This window comes from Rhizobium herbae (assembly GCF_017873135.1).
Lineage (GTDB): Bacteria > Pseudomonadota > Alphaproteobacteria > Rhizobiales > Rhizobiaceae > Pararhizobium > Pararhizobium herbae.
This window is the reverse complement of record NZ_JAGGJV010000003.1, coordinates 499964-511166: the sequence shown is the minus strand read 5'-3', so window position 1 is coordinate 511166 and position 11203 is coordinate 499964. Positions and strand designations below refer to the sequence as shown.

At 59.6% G+C, this 11203-nt stretch carries 14 protein-coding genes; 5 read left to right on the top strand and 9 right to left on the bottom strand.

From position 1 onward, the window contains the following. Positions 1-65: 65 nt before the first annotated feature. From J2Z75_RS11190 to J2Z75_RS11175, 4 genes are read right to left on the bottom strand one after another with little or no spacing between them, the layout of a single operon-like run. The gene (locus J2Z75_RS11190; protein ID WP_209851972.1) at positions 66-440 is read right to left on the bottom strand and encodes a helix-turn-helix domain-containing protein; all 375 of its coding nucleotides are present in this window, start codon (positions 438-440) and stop codon (positions 66-68) included. Continuing rightward, positions 437-1000 (bottom strand): Smr/MutS family protein, encoded by a 564-nt coding sequence (locus J2Z75_RS11185; RefSeq protein WP_209851969.1) that lies wholly within the window; start codon positions 998-1000, stop codon positions 437-439. The genes J2Z75_RS11190 and J2Z75_RS11185 overlap by 4 nt, the downstream gene beginning before the upstream one ends. Then, entirely contained in the window at positions 987-2102 is a 1116-nt protein-coding gene (gene mltA / locus J2Z75_RS11180) for a murein transglycosylase A (RefSeq protein ID WP_209851966.1), read from the bottom strand. Before mltA ends, J2Z75_RS11185 begins: the two co-directional genes overlap by 14 nt. Positions 2103-2130: 28 nt before the next feature. Beyond that, a complete protein-coding gene (locus J2Z75_RS11175; protein WP_209851963.1) occupies positions 2131-2829 on the bottom strand; it encodes a Tim44/TimA family putative adaptor protein in 699 nt (232 codons plus the stop codon). Between the two features lie 138 nt (positions 2830-2967). Between J2Z75_RS11175 and J2Z75_RS11170 the strand changes: the two genes are divergently transcribed. After that, the gene (locus tag J2Z75_RS11170) at positions 2968-3495 is read left to right on the top strand and encodes an FxsA family protein (RefSeq protein ID WP_209851960.1); all 528 of its coding nucleotides are present in this window, start codon (positions 2968-2970) and stop codon (positions 3493-3495) included. A 34-nt stretch (positions 3496-3529) separates the two neighbouring features. Next, complete coding sequence (secB, locus tag J2Z75_RS11165) at positions 3530-4066, top strand: protein-export chaperone SecB (RefSeq protein WP_209852246.1); 537 nt, start codon at positions 3530-3532, stop codon at positions 4064-4066. A gap of 56 nt (positions 4067-4122) precedes the next feature. On the opposite strand, the gene dnaQ is transcribed toward secB, so the two are convergent. Genes dnaQ through J2Z75_RS11140 form a run of 5 tightly spaced genes read right to left on the bottom strand, consistent with a single transcriptional unit; the run spans position 4123 to position 7725 of the window. Next, positions 4123-4827, bottom strand: a complete 705-nt coding sequence (gene dnaQ, locus J2Z75_RS11160; protein WP_209852243.1) for a DNA polymerase III subunit epsilon — start codon at positions 4825-4827, stop codon at positions 4123-4125. Then, positions 4827-5420, bottom strand: a complete 594-nt coding sequence (gene coaE, locus J2Z75_RS11155) for a dephospho-CoA kinase (RefSeq protein WP_209851958.1) — start codon at positions 5418-5420, stop codon at positions 4827-4829. Before coaE ends, dnaQ begins: the two co-directional genes overlap by 1 nt. Further along, positions 5417-6277 (bottom strand): shikimate dehydrogenase, encoded by an 861-nt coding sequence (locus J2Z75_RS11150; protein WP_209851955.1) that lies wholly within the window; start codon positions 6275-6277, stop codon positions 5417-5419. The genes coaE and J2Z75_RS11150 overlap by 4 nt, the downstream gene beginning before the upstream one ends. Further along, a complete protein-coding gene (locus J2Z75_RS11145; RefSeq protein ID WP_209851952.1) occupies positions 6270-6869 on the bottom strand; it encodes a Maf-like protein in 600 nt (199 codons plus the stop codon). Before J2Z75_RS11145 ends, J2Z75_RS11150 begins: the two co-directional genes overlap by 8 nt. A 31-nt stretch (positions 6870-6900) precedes the next feature. Continuing rightward, entirely contained in the window at positions 6901-7725 is an 825-nt protein-coding gene (locus tag J2Z75_RS11140) for a pyruvate, water dikinase regulatory protein (protein ID WP_209851949.1), read from the bottom strand. Positions 7726-8129: 404 nt separating this feature from the next. On the opposite strand from J2Z75_RS11140, the gene hemE reads away from it, so the two are divergent. From hemE to rho, 3 genes are all read left to right on the top strand, one after another. Beyond that, on the top strand, positions 8130-9164 hold the full coding sequence (gene hemE / locus J2Z75_RS11135; RefSeq protein WP_209851947.1) for a uroporphyrinogen decarboxylase: 1035 nt from the start codon (positions 8130-8132) through the stop codon (positions 9162-9164). Next, positions 9161-9700: a protoporphyrinogen oxidase HemJ gene (gene hemJ / locus J2Z75_RS11130; RefSeq protein WP_209851944.1), complete on the top strand. Its 540-nt coding sequence runs from the start codon at positions 9161-9163 to the stop codon at positions 9698-9700. Before hemE ends, hemJ begins: the two co-directional genes overlap by 4 nt. A 193-nt stretch (positions 9701-9893) precedes the next feature. After that, positions 9894-11159, top strand: coding sequence for a transcription termination factor Rho (rho, locus tag J2Z75_RS11125; RefSeq protein ID WP_112408863.1), 1266 nt, complete (start codon positions 9894-9896; stop codon positions 11157-11159). The last annotated feature ends 44 nt before the right edge of the window (positions 11160-11203 follow it).

Here is an 11203-nt window from a genome sequence, read left to right as displayed (position 1 = left end):
TATAGGGATTTTGTCCAGAGTTCCAAATCCCGTGCAGCCTGAAAGCGGCAGAAATCAGGGGATCATCAGAGTTCCTTATCAGGAAAGCGGGCTTTTTCCAAAACATCTTCCAGTATCCGGATAGTTTCGCCGGATAAGGTGCGGATGCGGCCCGCCAGCCGGTTGGCGAACGCCGTATGCCCCGATGGCAGGCCGGACGTATCGAGCACCACTTTCGGATCGGAAAGGGCGGCCAGGCCGAACAATTCGTCAGCATCGTCCCAGATGACGTTGAAATAACCGGCGACCCTTTGCAGGAATTCGAAGCTCGGGGCACCGCGTTTGCCATGCTCCAGCGCCGAGAGATAGGCAGGCGAGACGCCGATGGCCGCCGCCATCTGTTTCTGCGAGACGCCCTTCCGCCGCCGCAGCCGGTGCATCGCATCGCCGAACGGCGTCATGGCACCATGCCCCTCGGCCGCGACAGCCGCACATAGAGCGCACCATCGCCGCCATGATTGCGCGCCGCCGGCTCGTAGGACGAAATCAGCATGCGGAACTCCGGCAGCGAGAACCAAAGCGGCACCGCCCGTTTCAGCGCGCCGTCGCTGCCAAGCGACGTTCCCTTGCCGGTAATGACGAGTACATGCCGCAAACCGCGATCATAGGCCCGCATCAGGAAATGCAGGAGGAGGCCATGCGCCTCGCTCTGGATCATCCCGTGCAGGTCGATCCGCGCCTCGATTGCGAGATGACCTTTCGCCAGCTTGCGTTTGACCGGCTTTTCGAGAGGATGATGCACGCGGGCGGCACGCTTCGACGCTTCGGGCGGTGCGCTGCCGAAGGCCCCCGCCAGCGACTTGCCTTCCTTGATCACCGGTGGCGGCAATTTTTCCGGCTCGGGTCTAGGCTCTTCGAATTCGGCAAGCTCGTCCATGCGCCCCGGCAAAGGACGGGCCGTCCGGGCAACCTTGCCCCAGAGTATCCGGTCTTCGGTGGAGAGCTTCTTATCCCTGGCCATGGCCGTATCTTGCCGCCGCGGCCTTCGGAATGAAAATGAAAAAATCGGCCTCGTTGCGCACGGCGCCGGCCAGACGCCCGGCCCCGTCGCCAGAGCCGGTGAAAATATCGCCGCGCGCAGGGCCGACGATTGCCGAGCCGGTATCGAGCGCCAGCATCAACCGGCGAAAGGGCCGGCCGCCATCGATCGAGGTCAAGCTGTCGCTGGAGATGAAAAAGGGGACGCCAAAGGTATGAATGAGCCGGTCGACAGCGAGCGAACGGCCGGGTTCCAGCGCCACTTTCGCGGCCGCCACCGGTCCAAGACCGGCATCATCGACCTCTGCTTCGCGGAAGAAAATGAAGGAACGATTGTGCCACAGCACCTCGTCCGCCTCGTCCTGATGATCGTCCAGCCATTGCTTGATCGTCTGCATCGAGACATCAGCGGCATCGATCTTGCCGCGCTCAATCAGGAGCTTGCCGGTTGCCGAGAAATAGTGACCCGTCTTGGCCGCATAGGTCACCCGCGTCATCGAGCCGTCGGGAAAGACCAGCCGGGCGGCGCCCTGAACATGGGCGAAGAAGACATCGGTCTTCGATTTCGCATAGGCGATCTCCAGCCCGCGCCCGGCAAGATAGCCTTTTTCGATCGCCTTGCGGTCCGGATATTCACCTATCACGCCATCTCCTTGCCGGCCGAAGGCGAAATACGGGTCCATGCCCTCGGGGCGATTGCTCTCGTCGATGTCGATGAGATCGTCGGGGCGGCGATAGAATGGAAAACGGAACGTTTCGTCCGGCGTGGCGCTGACAAAAACTTCAGGCTCGAAAAAGGCCGTGACGAAGCCGGATTTGCCATCATGACGGACAATCTTGAACGGAACGAAATGATCTTCAAAAAAGGCCCGCGCAGCGCTTTCATCGTGCACTTCCGAGCCTACTGCTGCTGTGTAGGCGGGCATCAGGTCGGCAGTGGAAATGCCGAGTGATGCCGTCTTGTGCGGCTTGACCGTTGTGACCTGGCGATGACAGCGCTCAAGAGCGGAAAGAAGCGGCAGCGGATTGTCGTCATGCCAACCGGGGAGGTCGGAAAATCCGACCCGTTGCAAATCGAAATCCATCGCCGCCAGTCCCGTGCTTATATCCCGATCAGTTTTCCGATTCCGTGGCGATCAGCTTCCAGTTCGGATCGCGCGAACGGATATCGCGGGAGAAAGTCCAGAGATCGTTGACCTCCGACACGGCTTCGCCGTCGCCATCGACGATCGCGCCGGCCTTGTCATAGGTCGCGGATATCAGCTGGCTGATGATGCGCAGCGTGATGTTGGCTTCGCTGTCCTTGATTTCGGCATGCACCATGTCGGCCTTCTCGATGCCGACGAAGGTAGACTTGACCACTTCGCCCTTGTTTTCGCGCTCGGAGATGGCGGCATCGAAGCCGTCATAGACGTCGCGGGAAAGGAGACCCTTGAGGGTCTTTCGGTCGCCATCGGCGAAAGCCATGACAATCATCTCATAGGCCATCTTGGCGCCATTGACGAATTCCTTCGGGTCGAAGCCCGGATCGGCATCGGCCATGCGGCGAAGCGCGTCGTTCAGCGGCGTGCCGGCCTTGGTGAAGGCGTCTATTTCGGCATAGCGCGAAATCTCCTCGCCGGCGCCGTCGCGACGGGGCAGTTGCACCACCTTGCCGGAAGTTTCCGGCCCCTCGGCCGCTTCGCGGGGCGAATAGGGATCGACCGGCGGACGTTCGTTGCCCGTCCTTTTGCCCAGGACGCTGCGCAGTTGGAGGAATATGATCACCGCGGCGACCAGGAAAAACAATGTGATGAAGTCGAAAGAGCCCATTTCCACCCAGAACCGCTGTTAATATACCGTGCGATCATCCCATATAGTCTGCATGGCACGATCATTCAAATGGCTATATCACTTCTTTGCAATTGCCGGTCCGGTTGGGACAGGCGCATTTCACTTCGAGTAGACACCATGCGTTCCCTGATCATCCCGCTCCTTTTCCTGGCGATGCCGCTTGCGGAGATCGCGGCCTTCATTTTCGTCGGCCGCGAAGTCGGTGTCGGCATGACCCTGCTGCTGGTTCTTGGCAGCGCCATTGCCGGCGCAGTCCTGCTGCGCATCCAGGGGCTGGGTGTGCTGAGAAGGATTCAGCAGGCATCACAGACCGGCACCGATCCGGGTCGGCAGCTGGTGCACGGGGTGATGATCGTGATCGCCGCCTTCCTGCTGATCATCCCCGGCTTCATCAGCGACATCATCGGACTGCTTCTCTTCATCCCGGCCGTCAGGGATCTGGGCTGGTCGCTCGTCAAGAGCCGCCTGACAATCATGACGACCGGCATGGCGGCGGGCGGGCGCGGATTTTCCCGTGGTCCGAAACCGGACCACGATGCTTCGCGCCGTGGCGGTCCCCAGGTCATCGACCTCGACGACGACGAGTTTTCCCGCACCGACGACCGAGGCCGCAGCGACCCGAATGAGCGTGATCGCCTCAAGTGAGCAGGCGGCACCGGGTTGTAAGCCCTGGTGCGAAATGCTAGATGGCCTCACCAAATTCATGTCCGAAGGAAAAGGCCTTATGACCGATACCGCATCCCCGACCAACGGCGGCGCTGCCGAGAGCCCGTCCCTGAATATCCTGGCCCAGTACATCAAGGACCTTTCGTTTGAGAATCCGGGTGCACCGCGTTCGCTCCAGGCACGCGACAAGGCTCCGGCCATCAATATCAATGTCAACGTCAACGCCAATCCGCTGTCTGACGCGGAATTCGACGTGGTACTGACGCTGAATGCCGAAGCCAAGGACGGCGACAAGATGCTGTTCAACGTCGAGCTCGCTTATGGCGGCGTCTTCCGCGTCACCGGTTTCCCGCAGGAACACATGCTGCCGCTGCTCTTCATCGAGTGCCCGCGTCTGCTCTTCCCGTTTGCCCGCCAGATCGTTTCCGACGCAACGCGCAACGGCGGCTTCCCGCCGCTGATGATCGATCCGATCGATTTCGCGCAGATGTTCACCCAGCGCATGGCTGAGGAAAAGGTTCGCTCGCAGGTTTCGACGACTGCGAACTGAACCGGCTTCGGCCTGAATTTGATTGCCTCAAATGCCCGGTCTTCGACCGGGCATTTTCATTTGGCGGGTTCGTATTTCGCCCAGATCGCCTTCGCGCCCATTTTCGCAACGAGCGCTGCATGGGCATCGATTTCCTCGGTGCTCAGGCGCGGAACAAGCGGGCGCGGCCTTTGCCCGGCGACCACGATGATATCGTCCGTCTCCGCCGTCTCGCCGCGATTGTCGCTGCTATGCAGGCCGAACGCCGTCTGCCGGCCGCCGATCAGTTCGATATAGACTTCCGCCAGCAGTTCGGAGTCGAGCAGCGCGCCGTGCTTGGTGCGGTGCGAGTTGTCGACACCATAGCGCCGGCAGAGCGCATCGAGCGAGTTCGGACCCATCGGATGTTTGCGGCGGGCGAGCGCCAGCGTGTCGGTGACCAGATCATTGGTGATCATCGGAAGGCCCAGCCGCGCAAATTCGGCATTCATGAACCCCATGTCGAAGGTCGCGTTGTGTGCCACCCACCTGGCGTCGCCGAAGAATGCAAGCAGCTCGTCGACTATGCCGGCAAAGCTCGGCTTGTCCTTCAGCGACTCGTCCGAGATGCCGTGGACCGCCAGCGCGTCGGGATGCACCTTGCGGTCACCGGGATTGATATAGACATGGAAACTCCGCCCGGTCGGAAAATGATTGTCGAGTTCGATGCCGCCGATCTCGATGACCCGGTCCAGCTTGTTGTCGAGACCCGTCGTTTCCGTATCGAAGATGATTTCGCGCATCATGGCCTCTTCTGGCTGGTGAGCCTCTGGACGATCGCCGATACCTGTTCACGGGCCGAATCAAGTCCGTGACCCGTGTCGATGATGTAATCAGCTTTGGCACGTTTTTCTGCGTCCGGCGTCTGCCGCGACAGGATGAGCGCGAATTTTTCCGCCGTCATCCCCGGCCTTTTCATGACGCGCTCTCTCTGTATCTCCGGATCGCAGGTAACGACGGCAACCGCATCGACCCTGTTCTGCGCCTTCGTTTCGAACAGCAATGGGATATCGAGAACGACGAGCGGCGCGCCGGCGACCCGATGGAGGTCGAGAAACACGCGCTCCCTCTCCCGCACCAGAGGATGAACGATGGCTTCGAGTGTCGGAAACAAGGTTGGGTTTTCGCTCAGCTGTCGGGACAGTTCCGAACGATCGACAGCGCCGTTCTTCGTCGCCCCGGGGAATGCCGCTTCGATCGGCGCCACCGCCTCTCCCTGGTAGAGTGAATGCACGACGGCGTCGGCGTCATTCACCGGCACACCCAGATCCGCGAACATCTTCGCGGTCGTCGATTTACCCATTCCGATCGATCCGGTGAGGCCAAGAATGATCATGCGTGGCGCGCCATGTCGTCGATAATGATCTGGCGCAATGTCGCATCGACCACCGGCCTTTTGCCAAACCATTTTTCAAAACCGGGCGCCGCCTGATGCAGGAGCATGCCGAGGCCATCGACGATGGCGAAACCCTGCGCTTCGGCTTGCGCAAGGATCGGCGTCTTCAGCGGCACATAGACAATGTCCGTGACGATGCTGTCGGCCTTCATGGTCGTGAAGTCGATCTCAGGCACCACCGCCCCATCCATTCCGAGCGATGTGGTGTTGATGAAGAGACCGGCGTCTTTCATCACCTCGGACAACGCTTCCGTCGGCTGCGCGTGCACCGCCGGGCCGAAGCGGTCCGCCAGTTCCTGCGCCCTGGCGGCCGTGCGGTTGACGACGTGGATCGTCTTCACGCCGCGATCGCGCACCGCCTGGATCACCGCCCGGCTGGCACCGCCGGCACCGAGGATGACCGCGGTTTGACAGTGATCCCATCCGGGTGCACGTTCATCGAGATTGGCGGTAAAACCATGTCCGTCAGTGTTGGTCGCATGCACCAGACCATCCTCGACCCACAAGGTGTTGGAAGCACCGAGTTCGTCGCTCAAATCGTCCGGGCGATCTGAAAGAGCAAAGGCCAGTTCCTTGTGCGGAATGGTGACGTTGCCACCGGCATAGCCGGATTTCCCATTTTTCAGCGAAGCGATAAAATCGGGAAACGCCTCGGGAGACACCTCGTGCGCACGGTAACTTCCCTCCAGGCCAAGCTGTTTGAGCCAGTATCCATGGATCAGCGGCGAGCGCGAATGCTTGATCGGATAGCCGGTAACGAAGGCATGGTTAACAAATGTTTCACGTGAATCACGCATCGATCACCCGCAAGTCTCGCAATTTGGCAAGAAGCGACAGCATGGGAAGGCCAAGGATCGTGAAATAGTCGCCCTCAATTTTCTCGAACAGCTGTATCCCCTCGCCCTCCAGCTGATAGGCGCCGACACTTGACAGAGCCTTGTCCCCGACCCGACCGAGATGTCCTTCGATGAACTTGGCGCTCAGAACCCGCACCGACATCCGGGCGGAAGACACATGTTTCCACAGCACATCGTTCCCCAGCGTCAAAACAACGGCGCTGTTCAGCTGGTGCGTCTGGCCGGACAGAGAGAACAGATGATCTCGTGCCTCATCCATGTCCTTCGGCTTGTGATAGACGCGCGCGCCCAGCGACATGGTCTGATCGGAGCCGATGATGATATCACCGGGAAAAGCCGCTCCGACATCTCGCGCCTTGGCCTCCGCAAGAACAAGCGCCACCTCTTCCGGTGAAGAACCTCGGCTTTCCATCCGGCGTTCGATCGCCCGCTCATCGATATTGGCCGCCCTCGCCTGAAAGCGGATGCCGGCATTTTCCAGAAGCATACGCCGGAACGGGCTCGCCGAAGCGAGGACAAGAGAGCCTGCCATTGTCTTCATATCCTGATTGACTGGAATCGCCTTAGCGCAGCCGGGGCCTGAGGGCAACGATCGCGGCGGCGGTTTCCTCGATCGAGCGGCGTGTCACATCGATGGTCGGCCAGTTGTTGCGCGCACAAAGCGACCGCGCATATTTCAGTTCCTCGGCGATCGAGGCGCGGTCGACATAATCCTCGGCGCGAAAACTGTGGGACGCGGTTCCAAGCACCCGGTTCTGGCGCACCTGCGAGATCCGGTCAGCCGTGGCAATCAGTCCGACGACCAGCGGTTTTGTCGCTTCCATCAACCGGTCCGGCAGGGGAACGCCGGGCACGATTGGGATATTGGCGGTCTTGATGCCGCGATTGGCAAGATAGATGCTGGTCGGTGTCTTCGACGTCCGGCTGATTCCGATCAGCACGACATCGGCGTCATTGAAATCGGCCGGCAATTGCCCGTCGTCATGATCCATCGTGAAATTCAGCGCATCGATCCGTGCGAAATAATCGGCATCCATCACATGCTGCGCGCCGGACCGCCTGCGGGATGTGGCGCCGAGATAAGACTGGAAGAGATCGATGATCGGTTCCAGCACGGAGACACAAGGCAAGCCCATCTCCTTGCAGGTGACGTCGATGATATCGGCAAGCTCCCGATCGACGATCGTATAGAGCACGATCCCCGGCGCGCCATCGACCGCTTCCATCACCTGCATCAGCTGCTTGCGATTGCGTATCAATGGATAGACATGCTCCAGCGCATGCGATGATTGGAACTGTGCCGCTGCGGCCCTGCCCGCGGCGATCAGCGTTTCGCCGGTCGAATCGGAGATCAGGTGCAGGTGGAAATAGTTTTTCTGGTTCTCCACGCTATTCTCCGGGGGCTGTTGATAAACAGGGACAGCCACAGCTAAGGACCGGCGGGTTTCAAAGGCAAGGGGAAAACCTGCGAGTTATTCACAATCGGGATTCCGGGGATGCGGATTCCGGGGCCATGTGGAGAAGACTCATGACAGAGCGAAGGCCTGAACTTATCCACAAGCTGTCCACAACGAGGCACCGGTTCAGCCATCTTGCGAAGCCCCTGACTCATCACACCTTTCCATCGTTGTCCCCGCTCCTATCTGTCGCATGGCAAAAATGCGCGCGGGATTCTATTGAATGGCCTCGGATGTGGATAAGGGTCGGACGGATTTTAATCCTTGATAGTCACAGACTCTAAGAAATAGAAACCTTAGATATAGATATCTTTTATAGTGGGAGAACGTATCCGGTGACTGCGCAAAGCCGTAAGGTGCTACAGGTGTTGAACGGAGAAACGCTCTCGCCTCCCCCGGTCTGGCTGATGCGGCAGGCGGGCCGGTATCTCCCCGAATATCGACAGACACGCGCCAAGGCGGGCAGCTTTCTCGATCTCTGTTATTCGCCGGAAATGGCTGTCGAGGTAACGCTGCAGCCGATACGGCGCTACGCCTTCGATGCGGCCATCCTGTTTTCGGATATCCTGGTCATCCCTGATGCCCTGAAGCGCAATGTCCGCTTCGAGGAAGGGCATGGACCGAAGATGGATCCGATCGATGTCGACGATATCGTCAAGCTCGACAGCGGGCCGGTATCGCACCATCTGAAACCTGTTATGGAAACGGTTCGCCGGTTGCGCCGGGAATTGCCGGATGAAACGACACTGCTCGGTTTCTGCGGTGCGCCGTGGACGGTGGCGACGTACATGATTGCCGGGCACGGAACGCCCGACCAGGCGCCGGCACGGCTTTTTGCGTACCGTCACCCCGAAGCTTTCGATCGGCTGCTGGCGGTGCTTGCCGAGGTCTCGGCGGACTATCTTGTCGAGCAGATCGATGCCGGCGCCGATGCGGTACAGATTTTCGATTCCTGGGCCGGCGTTCTCGGCGAGGAGGAGTTCCTTCGTTATGCCGTCAAACCGGTTCGGCGGATGATTGACAGCGTTCGTGCCCGGCGGCCGGATGCGAAGATCATTGCTTTTGCCAAGGGCGCTGGAATTCTCCTGAAAGACTACCGGCAGAAAACCGATGCGGATGCAATCGGCCTCGACTGGTCGGTGCCGCTTTCCTTTGCTGCCGAGCTTCAAAAGGACGGCCCGGTGCAGGGCAATCTCGATCCGATGCGGGTCGTGGCTGGCGGGCAAGCGCTTGACGAGGGGATCGACGCGGTCCTGCAGAAGCTTGGCAATGGGCCGCTGATCTTCAATCTCGGGCATGGGATTACGCCCCAGGCCGATCCGGAAAATGTATCCCGGCTCGTCGCACGGGTCCGCGGAGCCAAACAATGAACGAGCGTCAGACCGACGTCCGGCCCGGGAAAAAAGCCCGTGCCCGCGCTTTCATCGCGATCGGCCTGTTCGTGGCCCTGCTTGCCGGGCTGTTCATCTGGCAGCCGGACAATCTGTACCTCTGGATCAAGGCGCTGCACATCATTGCCGTGATGTCCTGGATGGCAGCGCTGCTCTACATGCCACGGCTTTTCATTTACCACACCGATGCGGCGCCGGGATCGGAACAGTCGGAAACCTTCAAGATGATGGAGCAGCGGCTTTTGAAGGTTATCATGAACCCGGCGATGATGATCACCTGGGTTCTGGGGCTCTATCTCGCCTGGAGCGTTTACGGCTTTCAGGGCGGATGGCTGCATGCCAAGCTGCTGCTGGTCGTTCTCTTGACCGGCGTCCATGTGCTGTTCAGCCGTGCGGTGCGGACGTTTGCGCGGGATGAAAACACCCGCAGCGCCCGCTATTGGCGGCTGATGAACGAGGCGCCGACACTGCTGATGATCCTCATCGTCATCATGGCGGTGGTGAAACCTTTTTGATTGCGGCGCGTTCAATAAGGAAACTTTCGGTAATTACCGTAAACCCCTTGCGGCGCACCGAGTGAATCGCTATTTTCCCGCCATCTCCTCTTTCGTGGCATGTGTAAACGTTACGAGCCTGCCCCTTCCGCCGCAGCTCCCCTTACATCAAGCACGCCGACCTTCCATTCCGATTCCAAGTGTGGTCCCCTTCATGGCTGAAATGAAGCTACAAGAACTGAAAAATAAATCCGCGACCGATCTGCTGGCTTTTGCCGAATCGGTCGAGGTCGAGAACGCCAGTGTGATGCGCAAGCAGGAACTGATGTTCGCGATCCTGAAAATGCTGGCAAGCCAGGATGTCGAGATCATCGGCGAAGGTGTCGTCGAAGTGCTGCAGGACGGCTTCGGCTTCCTGCGCTCGGCCAATGCCAACTATCTGCCGGGGCCCGACGACATCTACATCTCGCCCTCGCAGATCCGCCGTTTCTCGCTGAAGACAGGCGATACCGTCGAAGGCCCGATCCGCGGACCGAAGGAAGGCGAACGTTATTTCGCGCTTCTCAAGGTCAATACGATCAATTTTGAAGATCCGGAAAAGATCCGACACAAGGTCCATTTCGACAATCTGACGCCGCTCTATCCGAACGAACGCTTCAAGATGGAACTCGAAGTTCCGACCTCGAAGGACCTGTCGGCCCGCGTCATCGACCTAATCGCCCCGCTCGGCAAGGGCCAGCGCGGCCTGATCGTCGCGCCGCCGCGCACGGGTAAGACCGTTCTCCTGCAGAACATTGCCCATTCTATCACCGCCAATCATCCGGAATGCTACCTGATCGTTCTACTGATCGACGAGCGGCCGGAGGAAGTCACCGACATGCAGCGCTCCGTCAAGGGCGAGGTTGTTTCCTCGACCTTCGACGAGCCTGCAACACGCCACGTTCAGGTCGCCGAAATGGTCATCGAAAAGGCCAAGCGCCTGGTCGAACACGGCCGCGACGTTGTCATCCTACTCGATTCGATCACTCGTCTCGGCCGCGCCTACAACACGGTCGTGCCGTCGTCGGGCAAGGTCCTGACCGGCGGTGTGGACGCCAACGCCCTGCAGCGCCCGAAGCGTTTCTTCGGTGCTGCCCGTAACATCGAGGAAGGCGGCTCGCTGACGATTATCGCCACGGCGCTGATCGATACCGGCAGCCGCATGGACGAAGTCATTTTCGAAGAGTTCAAGGGTACCGGCAACTCTGAAATCGTGCTCGACCGGAAGGTCGCCGACAAACGCATCTTCCCGTCGATGGATATCCTCAAGTCCGGCACGCGCAAGGAAGACCTTCTGGTGCCGCGCCAGGATCTGCAGAAGATCTTCGTTCTGCGCCGTATCCTAGCGCCGATGGGAACGACGGATGCGATCGAGTTCCTGATCGACAAGCTGAAGCAGACAAAGACAAACGGCGACTTCTTCGATTCGATGAACACCTGATCGAAGACGATGTTTTCGCACAAAAGCCCAGGTTCAGCCTGGGC